13 protein-coding genes and 1 tRNA gene are annotated in these 16,182 nt (G+C 44.8%); 3 read left to right on the top strand and 11 right to left on the bottom strand.

The annotated features are described in order from the left end of the window. The first annotated feature begins 115 nt into the window (after positions 1-115). On the top strand, positions 116-1,525 hold the full coding sequence (locus AB6E30_RS17805; protein WP_017065627.1) for an amidohydrolase: 1,410 nt from the start codon (positions 116-118) through the stop codon (positions 1,523-1,525). Between the two features lie 143 nt (positions 1,526-1,668). On the opposite strand, the gene motX is transcribed toward AB6E30_RS17805, so the two are convergent. Both motX and AB6E30_RS17795 read right to left on the bottom strand, forming a co-directional pair. After that, positions 1,669-2,304: a flagellar protein MotX gene (gene motX / locus AB6E30_RS17800; RefSeq protein ID WP_372104680.1), complete on the bottom strand. Its 636-nt coding sequence runs from the start codon at positions 2,302-2,304 to the stop codon at positions 1,669-1,671. 298 nt (positions 2,305-2,602) lie between these two features. Continuing rightward, positions 2,603-3,919, bottom strand: a complete 1,317-nt coding sequence (locus AB6E30_RS17795) for an adenylosuccinate synthase (protein ID WP_010434108.1) — start codon at positions 3,917-3,919, stop codon at positions 2,603-2,605. Positions 3,920-4,091: 172 nt separating this feature from the next. Here AB6E30_RS17795 and AB6E30_RS17790 point away from each other — a divergent pair, with 172 nt between their 5' ends. After that, positions 4,092-4,280 (top strand): DUF2065 domain-containing protein, encoded by a 189-nt coding sequence (locus AB6E30_RS17790; RefSeq protein ID WP_010434105.1) that lies wholly within the window; start codon positions 4,092-4,094, stop codon positions 4,278-4,280. Between the two features lie 189 nt (positions 4,281-4,469). Here the strand turns inward: AB6E30_RS17790 and hflC are convergent, their stop codons facing one another. The 8 genes from hflC to tsaE form a co-directional block, all read right to left on the bottom strand. Further along, the gene (hflC, locus tag AB6E30_RS17785) at positions 4,470-5,447 is read right to left on the bottom strand and encodes a protease modulator HflC (protein ID WP_017059930.1); all 978 of its coding nucleotides are present in this window, start codon (positions 5,445-5,447) and stop codon (positions 4,470-4,472) included. 2 nt (positions 5,448-5,449) lie between these two features. Continuing rightward, positions 5,450-6,652, bottom strand: coding sequence for an FtsH protease activity modulator HflK (gene hflK / locus AB6E30_RS17780; protein WP_017063176.1), 1,203 nt, complete (start codon positions 6,650-6,652; stop codon positions 5,450-5,452). A gap of 27 nt (positions 6,653-6,679) precedes the next feature. Beyond that, a complete protein-coding gene (hflX, locus tag AB6E30_RS17775; protein ID WP_017059928.1) occupies positions 6,680-7,987 on the bottom strand; it encodes a ribosome rescue GTPase HflX in 1,308 nt (435 codons plus the stop codon). 44 nt (positions 7,988-8,031) lie between these two features. After that, complete coding sequence (gene hfq, locus AB6E30_RS17770; protein ID WP_017059927.1) at positions 8,032-8,295, bottom strand: RNA chaperone Hfq; 264 nt, start codon at positions 8,293-8,295, stop codon at positions 8,032-8,034. A gap of 192 nt (positions 8,296-8,487) precedes the next feature. Further along, complete coding sequence (gene miaA, locus AB6E30_RS17765) at positions 8,488-9,420, bottom strand: tRNA (adenosine(37)-N6)-dimethylallyltransferase MiaA (protein ID WP_017059926.1); 933 nt, start codon at positions 9,418-9,420, stop codon at positions 8,488-8,490. A gap of 97 nt (positions 9,421-9,517) precedes the next feature. Beyond that, complete coding sequence (mutL, locus tag AB6E30_RS17760; RefSeq protein ID WP_372104678.1) at positions 9,518-11,722, bottom strand: DNA mismatch repair endonuclease MutL; 2,205 nt, start codon at positions 11,720-11,722, stop codon at positions 9,518-9,520. A 102-nt stretch (positions 11,723-11,824) separates the two neighbouring features. Next, a complete protein-coding gene (locus AB6E30_RS17755) occupies positions 11,825-13,540 on the bottom strand; it encodes an N-acetylmuramoyl-L-alanine amidase (RefSeq protein WP_017067933.1) in 1,716 nt (571 codons plus the stop codon). After that, positions 13,534-13,998, bottom strand: coding sequence for a tRNA (adenosine(37)-N6)-threonylcarbamoyltransferase complex ATPase subunit type 1 TsaE (gene tsaE / locus AB6E30_RS17750; RefSeq protein ID WP_004735870.1), 465 nt, complete (start codon positions 13,996-13,998; stop codon positions 13,534-13,536). The genes AB6E30_RS17755 and tsaE overlap by 7 nt, the downstream gene beginning before the upstream one ends. Positions 13,999-14,238: 240 nt before the next feature. Between tsaE and queG the strand changes: the two genes are divergently transcribed. Continuing rightward, complete coding sequence (gene queG / locus AB6E30_RS17745) at positions 14,239-15,417, top strand: tRNA epoxyqueuosine(34) reductase QueG (protein WP_017059922.1); 1,179 nt, start codon at positions 14,239-14,241, stop codon at positions 15,415-15,417. Between the two features lie 612 nt (positions 15,418-16,029). Here queG and AB6E30_RS17740 read toward each other — a convergent pair. Further along, positions 16,030-16,105 (bottom strand) — tRNA-Gly (locus AB6E30_RS17740). Between the last annotated feature and the right edge of the window lie 77 nt (positions 16,106-16,182).

Genomic DNA, 16,182 nt, shown 5'->3' with positions numbered 1-16,182 from the left:
TTCATAGACGTGGACTATCATCAAAATTTCAAGCAAACGATAAAACAAACGTTTGTGCCATGAATGAAATACACTATTATCCACGCACTTTACCAACTCCTGTTCTGGGTATGATATGAAACTAAAACGCACTTTATTGGCTTCAGCTATGGCGAGCCTAGCGCTGTTCCCATTCGCAAGTTCGGCAATGGAAAAGGCTGACCTGATGATTACCGATGCGATGGTTCTAACCATGAACCAAGACAAAACGGTTTATGAAAGCGGTACTGTTGTGGTCAAAGACAACAAAATCATTGCGGTTGGTGATGCTTCACTAGAGAAGCAGTACCAAGCTAAGCAAGTGTTAGACGTTGATGGCGATATCGTTATGCCAGGTCTCATCAATACCCATACTCATGTATCAATGACAGTTTTCCGTTCGTTAGCCGATGATGTGCCAGATCGCCTGCACCGTTACATCTTTCCGCTAGAGAAGAAGCTAGTATCGCGAGACATGGTACGCATTGGTGCCAACCTAGGTAACGTTGAAATGGTGAAAGGCGGTGTGACCACTTACGCCGACATGTACTACTTCGAAGATGAAGTCGCAAAAACCGTCGATAAGATCGGTATGCGTGCCATCCTAGGTGAAACGGTGATTAAGTTCCCTGTAGCCGATGCGGCCAACGCCGAAGAAGGCATTAAGTACGCGTTGAACTTCATTGAAGAATACAAAGATCACCCGCGAATCACACCAGCGTTTGCACCGCATGCGCCTTACACCAACACCACAGAGATCCTGCAGAAAATATCTAAGCTCTCCCTAGAGTTAGATGTTCCAGTAATGATTCACCTTGCAGAATCACACCGTGAAGAAGAGAAAATCGCAGAGCGTTCTGATGGATTGTCCCCGGTTCAATACATGGACAGCATTGGCGCACTCAACAAGAACTTGGTGGGTGCACACATGATCCTCGTTGACGAACATGATATCGAACTGGTGAAGAAATCGGATATGGGTGTGGCTCATAACATGAGTGCTAACATCAAGTCAGCAAAAGGTGTATCACCTGCCCTTAAGATGTATGACGAGAACGTGCGTATCGGTTTAGGTACTGATGGCCCAATGTCTGGTAACACACTGAGCACCATTGATGAGTTCAACCAAGTCGCTAAAGTTCACAAGCTAGTTAACAAAGATCGTGCTGCGATGCCGCCGATCAAAGTGATCGACATGGCGACCATGGGCGCAGCAAAAGCGCTGCACATGGAAGATAAGATCGGCTCTCTTGAAGCAGGCAAACTGGCTGACATCATAGTGATCGATACTAAGGCGCCAAACATGGTTCCAGTCTACAACCCATACTCAGCACTGGTGTACTCAGCTAACTCAGGCAATGTTCGTCACTCCATCGTTGATGGCAAGATCATCATGCAAGATCGCGACATGCTAACGGTAGACGAAGATAAGATTCGTCAAGAAGCACTCGATTTCACTAAGGTTGTTCGTGAAACGGTGATTGAGTCTGGTGAGGTGGTTCAATAACGCTACCGAATTAGATAAACGGTTTTCCGTTCAGATCAAAAAAGGCCTCGCTGATGAATCTCAGCGAGGCCTTTTTAATACGAGTTTTTTAGATGATTAACGAGTGCAGTCATTAATCATCATTGCTCATTCAATAATCTGTCTTACCAGAACACGTCTCGACGCTTTGCTCGAGCAATAATATTGTCTGGCATTCTCTGTTCCAGGCCGCTACGAAGCATAGTGATACGTCTGTGTTGTCTTTGGTCTGCGGTTACCGAATTATACAACCAACGGTAAGCATCTTCATAATCCAATGGGCTACCGTAGTCACGTAACAAGAGTTCCGCTAAGTGAATGCTCGCACTTAAGTTGCCCATAGAGGCCGCTTCACGTAGATACGGAATCGCACGCTCTTGATCTTGTTGTACCAAAGTACCACGAGAGTAATAACGACCTAACTGCTCTAATGCAGCGGGTAAACCTTGATGTGCCGCGTTCTCCATATAGTAAAGGCCAAGCTCTACATCTTGTGGAACACACACACCCCAAGCCAACATATCACCGTATAAAAACTCATAAGAAGGCAAGCTAATACGCGTTGCGCGAGCAACGATATCTTCAACTAACTGGCACTTATCAGCTTTCACTCGCTCTAGATGTTGATTATTTTCGATTAAATTAATCAGTTCAGCTTCTGTATATATTGGAACGGGCTCTCCCACATCAGCCAAATTAGCATGACTCAAGGGTGAGCTCAGCGCCATTATTAATGAAGCTGCCACAATTCGTAGCTTCATACCTGCACTCTATTATCTGTCGCTAAAGTTATCTATTGAGGGGTGCAGAGGATTTCTACACGCACAAAACAGGGTGAACTTCACTTTCCATGATATCTGTATCGGCAATAACCCCGGCGGCTTTAGACAAAACTTGCCGCTAATGGGCAATATTTTGCCTGATGACGCTTAAAAGATCACCATCAAAGAGTGAACGGCTAAATTGCAGGTATTAAAAAGCCGACTTAATAAAGTCGGCTTTTAGAAAACTATTTTATTATCAAAGCACTGTTCGTGCCTGGTAATCACTCAGCAGGCATTATGCGCCGTATGGGTGAACCTTGATGATAGTTTCGTTACGATCTGGGCCAGTTGATACGATATCAATTGGAACGCCAGTTAGGTCTTCGATACGCTTGATGTAATCTAGAGCAGCTTGTGGAAGCGCGTCGATAGATTTAGCACCAAATGTGTTTTCAGACCAACCAGGCATTGTTTCGTAGATTGGCGTCGCTTCTTCGAATGACTCAGCAGCCATTGGAGAAACTTCTAGGATAGAACCATCTTTCATCTTGTAACCAGTACAGATTTTTAGTTCTTCTAGGCCATCTAGAACGTCTAGTTTAGTTAGACACATACCAGATAGAGAGTTGATTTGGATTGCACGACGCATAGCAACAGCATCGAACCAACCAGTACGACGTAGACGACCAGTTGTTGCGCCAAACTCGTGACCAACATCGCCTAGGTGTTTACCAACTGGGTCTTGCTTCTCAAGGCCATCGTATAGCTCAGTAGGGAATGGACCTGAACCAACACGAGTACAGTAAGCCTTAGTAATACCAAGGATGTAACCGATGTGACGAGGACCGAAACCAGAACCTGCAGCAACACCACCAGCAGTCGTGTTAGAAGACGTTACGTATGGGTAAGTACCGTGGTCGATATCTAGTAGCGTACCTTGAGCCCCTTCGAACATGATCTTGTCGCCGCGCTTACGTGCTGCGTCTAGTTCGTCAGTTACGTCGATAACCATCGCAGTTAACATATCTGCGTAGCTCATCGCTTGCTCAAGAACTTCTTCGTAGCTTACTGTTTCAGCTTTGTAGAAGTGCTCTAGTTGGAAGTTGTGGAATTCCATCACTTCTTTTAGCTTCTCAGCAAATGCTTCTTTATCGAAAAGGTCGCCAACGCGTAGACCGCGACGAGCAACTTTATCTTCGTAAGCAGGACCGATACCACGACCCGTTGTACCGATAGCTTTAGCGCCACGAGCGATTTCACGCGCGTTGTCGATTGCAATGTGGTACGGAAGAATTAGAGGACAAGCTTCAGAGATGAAAAGACGTTCACGTACTGGAATACCGCGATCTTCAAGAGGCTTCATTTCTTTTAGAAGTGCGTCAGGCGATAATACTACACCGTTACCAATAACACATTTAACGTTATTACGTAGGATGCCTGATGGAATTAAGTGAAGAACGGTTTTTTCACCGTCAATTACAAGTGTGTGACCTGCATTGTGACCGCCTTGGTAGCGAACCACGTATTTTGCATCTTCAGTTAAAAGGTCAACGATTTTACCTTTACCTTCATCACCCCATTGGGTGCCTAGAACGACTACGTTATTTCCCATCTTTCCAATTTCTGTTGCTAATTAAAAATGGATTCTAGCACTGAATCACACTTCTTGCAGTCACTTTTTGTTCATAAACGTTAACGCTGTACAAAAATAAACCAGCCATAACTGGGGGCAGATGTGTAAAGATACTGATATCATTGCTTTTTTACAGACAAAAGGCAGAACCATGTCTCAATCAATTTGGCTCGCTATTGGGCTCGTACTTATTGTGGAAGGGCTCGGCCCCTTGATTGCACCCAATGGCTGGAGAAACATGGTCGCGCAACTGAGCGAGCAACCAGACACGCAACTGCGCCGCATTGGAGGCTGTCTTGTGGTGGCTGGAGCGGTTATCGCTTTCATGACCTACCGTTAGTTTCTATAAGTACTAATCTGTTTATAAGTACCACTCTGTTAAGCGCCTTCCCTCGCGCCCCAATAGTGAATCCACAAACATGTCTCCTCCTGAAAGAAGTCATAGAAAACAAAAAGGCTCCCACAATGGGAGCCTTTTAAGTTTTAACGTATTTTGCTTATTAAGCTAAGCATTCGCTAACGCATCAGCTTATTTTGCTGGAGCGCCGCTTGCTTGATTCATGTATTGGAAGAAGTCAGTCTTCGGATCCAGTACTAGAATGTCGCTCTTATCGCTAAATGATGTCTCATAAGCTTGCAATGAACGCATGAAGCCGTAGAACTCAGGATCTTTGCTGAACGCATCAGAGTAGATTTTCGCTGCTTCTGCATCCGCATCACCACGAGTGATTCGAGCTGTACGGTCAGCTTCAGCAAGAACTGTTGCCACTTCTAGCTCAGCTTGAGCACGGATAACTTCCGCTTTCTCACGACCTTGAGAACGGTGTCTACGAGCAACCGATTCACGTTCTGCACGCATACGGCGGTAGATAGATTCACTGATTTCGTCAGGAAGGTTAATCTTCTTCATACGAAAATCAACAACTTCAACACCTAAATCAGCCATCGCACTTTCTGCCGTTCCAGACAAAACGTTTTCCATGATCTTATCGCGTTCGCCATCAACTTCTAGTGCTTCTGCAGCCGCTACCGTTGTGACGACTTCGCTATCAGCAGAGTCTGGCAGGATGTCCTTGTTACGAGGGCCTGACACGATCTGCTTAATTTCACGAGAACCAATTTCAGAACGAAGAACATCTGTCACTTTACGCTCAAGAAGTGCTTCTGCCGTCATGATATTACCGCCACCGGTACTCAGATAGAAACGTCCAAAATCAGCAATACGCCATTTTGCGTAAGTATCAATTAGAACGTCTTTTTTCTCTGATGTTACGAAACGGTCAGAACGGCCATCCATCGTTTGAATACGAGCATCAAGTACTTTTACGCGATCAAACATCGGTAGTTTAAAGTGCAGACCTGGTTCATAGATTCGTGATACGCCGTTGTCATCGAGAACTCGACCAAAACGAATTACCATGCCACGCTCACCTTCTTGAATCACAAACACTGACATCAATAGAAGGGCAATCGTCACAACTAATACAGGGATCATTAATTTACGCATTATTAGTATCTCCCTTGGCGTGAACTGTCTGAACGAGTTTGAGTGCTAGGCTTTGGATCCGCTTGAGTTTCTAACTCAATTTGATCGTAAGTTGATGATGCTTTTGCAGGGCGAGAGCCCGACTGAGAACCACCTTGTGCGCCTAGCTTATCAATTGGTAGGTATAGCAAGTTACCGCTTGATTCAGAATCAATCAGGACTTTCGATGTGCTTGAGTACACTTTTTCCATTGTATCTAGGTACATACGGTTACGTGTTACTTCAGGAGCAGCTTGGTATTCAGGTAGCAGTTTCTCGAATTGAGCAACTTGACCTAGAGCACCATTAACTGTGCGCTCTGAGTAACCCACCGCTTCTTTCTTCAAACGCTCAGCACGACCTGTTGCTTTTGGAAGAATGTCATTTCGGTAAGCTTCAGCTTCACGCTCGAAACGCTCTTCATCCTCACGAGCCGCGATAGCATCATCAAATGCATCTTTCACTTGCTCAGGTGGACGTGCTGACTGGAAGTTCACATCAACAATCAGAATACCCATATCGTAGCTATCAATAATACGGTTCAACGTTTCTTGAGTGCTTTGACGAATCTGCTGACGACCACTTGTCAGGATACTATCCATTAGTGAGTCACCAATTACCGCACGAAGCGCGGAATCGGTTGCTTGACGTAAACTGTCGTCTGCATTCGTTACACGATACAAGTACTTGTATGGGTCAGAAACACGGTATTGAACACCCATTTCAACGGTCACAACGTTTTCATCTTTCGTTAGCATCGTGCCAGCAGCACGTAGAGAACGAATCGCTTGAACGTTTACTAGTTGCTCATCACTGATTTCATCGATGAAGCGTGGGTGCCAGTTAAGACCAGGTTCTTCGATACGGTCGAACTGACCCAGTCGAAGTACTACTGCTCTTTCTGCTTCGCCAACGGTGTAGAAACCAGCGAAGAACCAGATAGCAATAGCAATAACGGCAATGACACCAAAGCCAATTGCACCGCCACCACCAATAGATGGCCCGTTACCGTTGCCACCCTTTTTACCAAACTTGCCACCTAACTTTTGACTTAGTTTATTAAACACTTCGTCTAGATCTGGCGGTCCTTGATCTCGGCCGCCGCGATTATTTTTATTACCCCAAGGGTCATTATCGCGGCCGTTATTATCGCCGTTGTTGTTATTTCCAGGCTCATTCCACGCCATTAGAAAGCTCCATCATTTGATATGACGTTATACTGTAGCAGTCTCTTTGGTAACGATAAAGTCACCTAAGAGCGCCCCTTCTCTTTTTTCAAGTTTAGACCAATCTATTTGTTGCATTCGGATATCTATCAACAAGTTACCATTTTCATCATACTCTTCCTGTTGAATACATTTCATCTCGAAGAATAAGCTGCGAATGCGACCCTGATGTTGATGTGGAATACACAACCGGAATTGAACCATCTGGCTAGCTAAACGCTCAGTTAAAGCTTCAAACAGTAGCTCAATACCTTCTCCTTCCATTGCAGAAACCCAAACAGCGCGAGGTGCGCCCTCTTCGTCTCTTTCAATTCGAGGTTTTTGGTCTTCCATGCAGTCAATTTTGTTCATGACTACAAGGGTTGGCACTTCATGAGCATCGATTTCTTCTAATACTTCATGAACAGCCTGAATGTTCTCACGAAAACGGTCATCACTGGCATCAACAACATGTAACAAAATGTCAGCTTCCTGCGTCTCTTGTAATGTTGCCTTGAACGCAGCGACCAAGTCGTGTGGTAGATGACGGATAAAACCTACGGTATCTGCGAGAATTGCAGGCCCGACATCTGCCAAATCAATCTTACGTAGTGTTGGGTCTAGGGTTGCAAACAGTTGGTCTGCCGCATAAACACCAGCACTTGTGATGCGATTGAAAAGTGTTGATTTCCCTGCGTTGGTATAACCAACCAAAGAAATTGTTGGGATTTCAGCTCGATTACGAGCACGTCGTCCTTGTTCACGCTGTTTAGCAACTTTCGCTAAACGACGTAGTATTGCCTTTATACGGTCACGCAACAAACGTCGATCGGTTTCCAGTTGAGTTTCACCTGGACCACGAAGACCAATACCACCTTTCTGCCTTTCAAGGTGAGTCCAACCACGAATCAATCGGGTAGAGATATGACGAAGCTGAGCGAGCTCAACTTGTAGCTTACCTTCATGAGTTCGCGCACGTTGTGCAAAGATATCTAAGATCAAACCCGTGCGATCAATCACACGACATTTACACAATTGCTCGAGGTTGCGCTCTTGGGCAGGAGAGAGGGAGTGGTTAAAAATCACAATTTCAGCACCGGTTAGCTGAACAGCTTGTGCGATTTCTAGGGCTTTACCTTCTCCAACGTAGTATTTAGGGAGTGGGGATTGTCGGCTACCAGTAATCACTTGTAGCGTTTCTACCCCCGCTGAGGAGACCAGCATTTCACATTCGCTTAGATCTTCCCATTCTCCCTCTTGCGTGAAGTTGATATGAACAAGTACGGCTCGCTCGCCGGATTCATAACGGTCAAACAAGCAACCAACTCCTTATTACAGCGCAAGCTGTACAAATTGAACGATTAATCTTCAGTCTTCTCTGGACGATCAGATGGCGTGCGTTGCTCGCCGCTGTGGTGACTAACTGCGCGAGCAGGTACCACAGTAGAAATCGCATGCTTGTAAACCATTTGGTTTACTGTGTTCTTCAATAAGATCACGAATTGATCGAAAGACTCGATCTGACCTTGCAGCTTAATGCCGTTAACAAGATAGATAGAGACTGGAATGCGCTCACGACGGAGTGCATTTAGGAATGGGTCTTGTAGCGATTGCCCCTTAGCCATTTTATTTTCCTTATTTGTATTTTGTTGTAATTATTTAGCTAGTGGTGCACAAAAAGGTGCGGCCTTTGCATCTGAGCTAAATGAATAAAAAAACTCCGTTGTTATTGAAAGGCTGTGATTTTTAAAAGCCTCAATAACGGATCCTTTCCAGAGTATATTCACGCAAAAGCGATCACATTATACACAGCAATACTAATCAGATGCTATTGCATCTGAAAGAGTTTCTAACGCTTGATCAATGTTTTCGCTATCTAACCAAGTTAAATCATCCCAACTGCGCAACCAGGTGATTTGTCGCTTGGCCAACTGACGGGTTGCACAGACACCACGGAAAACCGCTTCGTCTAAATCACAATTACCGTCTAAATAATCCCACATCTGCCTATAACCAACGCATCGGATCGATGGCAGTTCAGGGTGAAGATCTTCTCTCGCGTACAACGCCTTCATTTCATCTTCAAACCCAGCTTCTATCATCTTCTCGAAACGCAGCTCAATGCGGCGATGGAGTTCAGTCCTTTCCTTGGGAGCTATTGCAAATTGTTTTACACGAAATGGCAGGCTATCGCCTTTCGTTTGAGTTAGCTCTGTTAATGTTTTACCCGAAATTCGGTAAACTTCCAATGCCCTTGAAAGCCTTTGTGGATCATTTGGGTGTATTCTTTCAGCGGATACGGGATCTATCTCTCTTAATTGATCGTGCAATGCCTGCCAACCTTGTTCGATAGATTCCGCTTCAATCTGCTTACGAATCTCTTGATCCGCGGCTGGTAATGGCGATAAACCTTCCAACAATGCTTTGTAGTACAGCATTGTGCCACCAACAAGTAACGGGATTTTGCCTTCCGCTACAATCTTATTCATTTCATTGATCGCATCACGACGAAAATCTGCCGCAGAATACGCTTCGCTTGGATCCAAAATATCAATCAAGCGATGAGGCGCGAGCTCAAGCTCTTCCGCATCCGGTTTAGCGGTACCAATATCCATGTCTTTGTAGATCAATGCCGAATCGACGCTGATGATCTCTACAGGGTATTTCTGACGTAAGCGGATAGCTAAATCTGTTTTTCCTGACGCCGTTGGGCCCATTAAAAACAACGCTAAAGGTAATTTTTCAGTCATGATATTTTGTATTTGCTTCTCTGTTTTAGCGCTTTTTAGCAAAGGGCTTTGTGTCGCGACGTATTCAGCTAAAAAGACAAAGGTCGTCGCGAAAAAATTAAACCGTAAACGCGGCTATAGTCGCTGAAAAGTCGATAGGATTAACAAACTCTGGATCATCTAATGGAAGTAGACCATGCCAAAGTTGTTCTAGTTCCCCAACTAGTTGAACCGCTTCAGATAAAGTGTAGTCGCTTTTTACTTGTGCGGTTTGAATCCCGATCCAGTTAACCAAAGCTGACAACATGTCATTAGGTTGCTTCACTGCACCCTGGGCATTTATTGAAGCCGCGTAAGATAACAGATCTGGGATCAAAATTTGTAAGTTTTGCTGCCTTAAAGGAGAAGGCACGCCCATCACCATTACCGCCTCGCTGTTTCGCGCCTTAAGCTCAATCCCCAGTAATGCCAGAGTTTGACTCAGCGCCTTAGCAACTTCGACAAGTTCACTACCCAGCTTAATCGATAAAGGCACCAATAGTGGTTGGCTTTTTAACGCACCACCTCGAGTATCAAGCTGACCAACAACACGCAATAACTCAGCCTTAGCTAAGGAAACCAGCACACTGCCGTTCTTATTGCCCATTACCAGATACTGACGTTCCACAATCGAGACCGCTTTGCCCAAGTCCGTTACAGGTGCTCTTGGCTTTAAATGAACAGGATTCTGTTGAGCAGGCTTAGCTTCTTTATTTTCTTTATTTTCTAAGTTGTCTCTGGTTTCTACTGGTGCCACATGCTCTTGAGAAAGTGAAGGCTGTACAACTTGCTCATCAAAATCTGGCGTTTTCAGAAGCTCTGTATAGGCTTTCACTTCTCGCTTAGATGGCGCGGGTTCACCATGATGTTGGTGTGGCTCTTTCTCTTTTTTAGGTTCAGGTCGAGACTCAATCCACTCTTGGCGAGGAGAGCCTGTAAAGTTGCTTTCACTAGCAGACGAGCTTCGGCCAGCTAATGAACTTGGACTGGTTGATGAGCTTGGGCTAATTGATGAAACATAATGTCGCCCACCATCATTAACGCTGTGTTGAGGCTTATCAAAAGCGTGCTCTGATTCTGCTTTTCTCGGGTAGGCAGGCGTTTGCTCAATAGCGTGTCGCACCCTATCCGAAACTTGGGTTTGATCCGAACTGCTAGGCATTACGCTTTCTGGCTCAGCGAAACTTGCAACACCATCAACTGCAGAGCTCGTACTATCTTGCTGATGATGAATCACTTCTGACTGATGAAAAGCCGACTGATTGATTGGTGCAGCATCGATCTGCTTGCTCTGTGCTAAACCATCACTCAATGCTTGGTAAATAAAGTCATGCACAAGGCGCGCTTGATGAAAACGCACTTCATGTTTTGCAGGGTGGACATTCACGTCCACCTGATGTGGGTCGAGTTCAATGAACAACACATACGTCGCGAATTGGTCTGGACGCAGGCTGGTTTCGTAGCTTTGACGAATCGCATGGTTGATCAGCTTGTCACGCATCATACGACCATTCACATAGCAGTATTGCAGGTCGCTTTGCTGTCTGGCCCCTTCAGGTGTGGTGATCCAGCCATGAAGTTTTAGGCCTTGATGCTCAAGTTCGATCTTAAGCATATGACGAACAAAAGGATTGCCACATACCGCAGCGATTCGCTTTTCTGCTTGAACTTGTGTTTTTGCAGCGCGGTACTGACGAATCATCTTGCCGTTATGACGAAGGTTGATCGTCACATCAAAACGACTCAATGCGATGCGTTTAAGCAACTCATCAATATGGGTGAATTCAGTTTTCTCGGTGCGTAAGAATTTGCGGCGTGCTGGCGTATTAAAGAACAGGTCCAACACCTCAACCGAAGTGCCAATAGGATGCGCCGCAGGCTGCAGTTTCACCTGCATATCACGGCCTTCACTGTGTGCTGCCCAAGCTTGATCTTGAGTGGCAGGGCGTGAAGTCATGGTCAAGCGCGCAACCGAGCTAATACTCGCCAGCGCTTCACCACGGAAACCGAGGCTGACGATCGCCTCTAGGTCATCAAGAGTGTGGATTTTGGAGGTAGCATGACGACTCAGTGCCAAGGCAAGCTCATCTTTTACGATGCCTTTACCATTGTCACGAACGCGGATCATCTTGGCGCCACCTTTCTCGATATCAATATCGATACGAGTGGCACCCGAATCCAAACTGTTCTCAACCAACTCTTTTACAACAGAAGCGGGTCTTTCTACCACCTCACCCGCTGCGATTTGGTTAGCTAACCGAGCTGGCAGTATTTTGATCGTCATATTTATAGCTACCTTACTGCCATTGATGGAAACGCTGCTACGTTTGCACTAGTTCTTATTTTTTATCATTGATATACCTGAAGCTGTTTAGCATTCCCAAGACTACTTGTGAGGAATAATCAACACTTGGCCGATAGCTAGACTGTCAGATCTTAGCTTATTCGCTTGGCGAATGCTGTTGACGCTCACGCCGTATTTCGAAGCTATCTTGCCAAGGTAATCACCTCTTGCAACTTTGTGTTTGCGCAGAGGAACATCTTTAACTTCAACCGTAATACGTAACTTTTGGCCTACTCTCACCGTCTCTGATTTCAAACGGTTCTCACGTTTAATATCAGCCACCGACACTTTATAGCGGCTGGCGATCTTACCTAGGTACTCTCCAGACTTAACCGTGTGAGTGATGGTCTTAGTTTTAACCGCACTGCTTGATGATGAAGTTGAAGCACTGCCTGGAATCTTAAGTACTTGACCAATTGCTAGGCTGCTCGATTTCAGATTGTTGAACTTCATCAACGTCTGTGTCGACGTACCATACTTGCTCGCAATCACAGACAAAGACTCACCACGAGAGACTTTATGTTGGCTCACGCTGCCCGTTGATGACGTTGCGTTAGACAAGATAATCCCTTCAGGCGGGTTAGCCTTCAAATACTTAACCACCGCTTTAGTCACTGCTCGTGCCAATTTATCTTGGTGCGAACGTTGGAAAAGAAGCTTCTCTTCCGTCGGATTCGAAATAAAACCTGTCTCTACCAGTACTGATGGGATCTGTGGTGAACGTAATACTGCTAAGCTGGTGTTAATCGGCTTGCTATTGTGCAGTTTCGCAACCTTACCCATTTCAGACAGAATTGCCGTTGCCAGTTTGTAGCCCTCTTTTTGAGAGTGGCTAAACTGCAAATCAAGCAGGGTTTGGTTTACGTTCTTATCATCAATATTGCTTGTGAACGCTGCACCGCTACCACCAAGCAATTCAGACTGTTTCTCTTTATTCTCAATCCAACGAGAGATCTCTGTATTTGCGCGTCGAGTGTTCAATACAAACACTGAACCACCTCTTGGTTGAGGCGTCGTAAAGGCGTCGGCGTGAATAGAGATCAACAGGTGAGCTTCATTCTCTCGAGCAATCGCAACACGTCGATTCAGGTTCACAAAGTAATCAGCATTACGAGTCATACGAGTTTTGATCCCCGGGACCGCATTCAGTTGAGCTGCTAACTTCTTAGAAATACTCAGAGTCGCGTCTTTTTCGTATTTACGCGTAGGACCAATCGAACCTGGGTCTTCACCACCGTGGCCAGGATCAATCACAATTAGAATATCTTTCTGGCGCTTAACCTGATTAATGTTCTTACTTACCGTTGGCTTACTCGGTGTCGATGTCGCTTTACTTGCCGCACCATGAGGTAAGTCGATCACCAAACGGTGTCCATACTGACCACCTGGGGTCGGGCTCAGTTTGAATAATTCTGCTTTAGACGACTTCTTTAACTCAAAAACCAAGCGATAGGTGTTTTTGTCTGGCGGTGAGCTCTTACGAATCTTAGATAGAACAGGGCTGTCTTTCACCTCGACCGGTAACTTAGTCGCAAGACTGGTATTTTTTAAATCAACCACTAAGCGACTCGGGCTACTCAGGGTGAAATAGCTAAAGTCCGCTTCTGATTTTAAGTCGATAACCACACGAGTTTCTTCTGGAGAAGGCCAAACCCTTAAACTTTTCAGTGAGTTTGCAGAAACAAGTGAAGAAAACAGTATAGAAAAAACAGCAGCCATCATGGCCACTGTTGAAATAAGGCGTTTAGAAATCAACATAACTCCAACTGACTAAGTAAGCGCTGTCCGTATTCACTATTAGCGGTTAAAGAAACAATACGGTGATCGTCTTGGTAACGAATATCAATATCCAAATCGGCTTCTGGTAGCATCCCATAACCTTTCTCAGGCCACTCAACCAAACAGATAGCATCCGGCGTAAAATAGTCACGAATTCCCATAAACTCTAACTCTTCAGGATCTGCTAGGCGATAAAGGTCAAAGTGGTACACCTGCCAATCTGCAAGTTGATAAGGTTCAACTAGAGTATACGTTGGGCTTTTTACATTTCCTTGATGGCCAAGTGCTTTTACAAAGCCACGACTAAAGGTCGTTTTGCCTGCGCCAAGATCACCATGCAGATAAATAGTCGTCTGCTGTGAGCAAAGATTCGAAAGCTCCGTTCCTAATTGAATCGTTGCTTGTTCATCTTTCAAAGTAAATTGTTTCGTGCTCATGAATACGTTCTCTAAAAATCGATCGTTGACTATATAAAAATCAAAAGAACAAGAATAGTAAACCGTGATGCTTTTGGGAGACAAGCACTCAAGTGTAAGTTCTATGAAAAATACTGCTCAAAACGCGTCTGTTCTGGTCAACACCACTAAGATCCGTTAAGATCCGCCCCCATTTTTGCCGAACCTAATTTTAATTAGCCTTATCTCTAATTGTAAAACAGAGAAAATAAGAAATAAGCCATGAATCTAGACCATCTTGCTGAAAAAATTAAAATCTGGGGAAAAGAGCTGGGCTTTCAAAAAGTTGGCATCTGCGATGTTGATTTAAGTGAACACGAAGCCCCTCTTCAAGCATGGCTAGATGCTGGCAACCACGGCGAAATGGATTGGATGGCTCGACATGGGATGATGCGTGCACGTCCTGATGAACTTCACCCAGGCACAATTCGAGTGATCAGCGCTCGAATGAACTACCTACCACCAGAAGCTCAGTTCGCCTCTAACCTAAGCGATACCACTCAAGGCTACATCAGCCGCTATTCTTTAGGCCGCGACTATCACAAATTGTTCCGTAACCAGTTGAAAAAGCTAGGACAAAGAATTGAAAAAGAGGTCGAGGGTTTAGATTCACGCCCTTTCGTCGATTCAGCGCCCATTTTGGAAAGACCACTCGCTCAAAAAGCAGGGTTGGGCTGGACAGGTAAACACTCATTAATTCTTGATAAAGACGCTGGCTCTTGGTTCTTTCTAGGGGAGCTGTTAGTTAACATCCCTCTTCCCACGGATGAACCCAGTGTTGATGAGTGCGGCAAATGCACCGCATGTATCACTTCTTGCCCAACGGGTGCCATTATTGCTGATGGCGTAGTGGATGCTCGCAAATGTATCTCGTACTTAACCATTGAATATGATGGTGTGATCCCTGAAGAGTATAGAGATGCCATTGGTAACCGTATCTACGGTTGCGATGATTGTCAGTTAGTTTGCCCGTGGAATCGTCATGCCGAACTCACAGAGCAAACAGACTTTCACCGCAGAGAAGATTTCCAAGAAGCCGATCTGGTTTCACTTTCAAGTTGGGACGAAGCAACCTTCCTAAAGAAAATGGAAGGCTCAGCAATCAGACGTATCGGCCACACCCAGTGGTTACGCAATATCTTTGTTGCGATGGGCAATGCACCATTTCAACAACGCATTATTGAAACCCTGGAGTCTCATCAAGGCAAAAACGAAATGCTTGATGTGCATATTGAGTGGGCTTTGAATAAACAACTACAGCAGTTACCCAACGCTAGCAGTGTGCAAGAAGATAGCTCTACGCAGAAAAATAGCTGTGTGCAAAAAAGTAACAGCAAAATCTCCACCAAAAAGCACAGACTGATACGTATAGTAGAGAAAGGACTACCAAGAGACGCCTAGCCCTTTTGGTATCAACGATTGACAGCGACACCCACAACGATAGTCCAATATTTAAGACAACTCGTTGCACATAATTTTAGAACAATGTTTGACCTTGTTCTCAATTCTAACAATGTGGAAAAAATTCAGAACTCTCGTAAACTTCCGACACCCGAGCAAAGTTAAACACAGTACCGATAAATGATTAAGATCAAAAAACAACAAGTTAACGATCTTTTATTAAATCCAAGATAGGCATCCAACTTGATAAAAAACAACAAGTTACGATCTCTGCAATTCATCTAATATATTGAAAACAAGAAAGATCTTTTAGGGATATGTAAAGAATTAAGACTGAAATAACTTTATCAACCAAGTTATCCACACCTAACATTTTGTGGATAAGTCTGTTTATAGATGTGAAAAACCTCAAGTATCTGCTTCAGAGACCTGATGTTTACTAGCATTCCAGTTGCTAAGAAAAATTTAAGACAAAAAAATATCCACCATGATGGAGGATTATTTGCTTTTTGGGGGGATTATGCTTCGCAGCATTAAAGAAAGAGCGTGACCTTTGTGGTCGCCTTTAAACACAGAGGTTTAAAGTACTTATTAGCTTTTTTAGAAGAAAGCTGGAGCGATACATCGGGTTCGAACCGATGACCTCAACCTTGGCAAGGTTGCGCTCTACCAACTGAGCTAGTATCGCATAAGTTAACCGCTATCGCGTTTAACTGTAATGTGGTTGCGGGAGCCGGATTTGAACCGACGACCTTCGGGTTATGA

This window comes from Vibrio sp. 10N.247.311.12 (assembly GCF_041467515.1).
In the GTDB taxonomy this organism is placed as follows: domain Bacteria; phylum Pseudomonadota; class Gammaproteobacteria; order Enterobacterales; family Vibrionaceae; genus Vibrio; species Vibrio crassostreae_C.
This window is presented reverse-complemented; position numbering and strand designations above follow the sequence as displayed.

Coding starts and splice junctions, on each gene's coding strand:
- tsaE (WP_004735870.1), bottom strand. CDS start 13,998: ATGAGCACGAAACAATTTACTTTGAAAGATGAACAAGCAACGATTCAA.
- AB6E30_RS17790 (WP_010434105.1), top strand. CDS start 4,092: ATGTCTCAATCAATTTGGCTCGCTATTGGGCTCGTACTTATTGTGGAA.
- AB6E30_RS17795 (WP_010434108.1), bottom strand. CDS start 3,919: ATGGGAAATAACGTAGTCGTTCTAGGCACCCAATGGGGTGATGAAGGT.
- hflK (WP_017063176.1), bottom strand. CDS start 6,652: ATGGCGTGGAATGAGCCTGGAAATAACAACAACGGCGATAATAACGGC.
- miaA (WP_017059926.1), bottom strand. CDS start 9,420: ATGACTGAAAAATTACCTTTAGCGTTGTTTTTAATGGGCCCAACGGCG.
- hfq (WP_017059927.1), bottom strand. CDS start 8,295: ATGGCTAAGGGGCAATCGCTACAAGACCCATTCCTAAATGCACTCCGT.
- motX (WP_372104680.1), bottom strand. CDS start 2,304: ATGAAGCTACGAATTGTGGCAGCTTCATTAATAATGGCGCTGAGCTCA.
- mutL (WP_372104678.1), bottom strand. CDS start 11,722: ATGACGATCAAAATACTGCCAGCTCGGTTAGCTAACCAAATCGCAGCG.
- hflC (WP_017059930.1), bottom strand. CDS start 5,447: ATGCGTAAATTAATGATCCCTGTATTAGTTGTGACGATTGCCCTTCTA.
- queG (WP_017059922.1), top strand. CDS start 14,239: ATGAATCTAGACCATCTTGCTGAAAAAATTAAAATCTGGGGAAAAGAG.
- AB6E30_RS17805 (WP_017065627.1), top strand. CDS start 116: ATGAAACTAAAACGCACTTTATTGGCTTCAGCTATGGCGAGCCTAGCG.
- AB6E30_RS17755 (WP_017067933.1), bottom strand. CDS start 13,540: ATGTTGATTTCTAAACGCCTTATTTCAACAGTGGCCATGATGGCTGCT.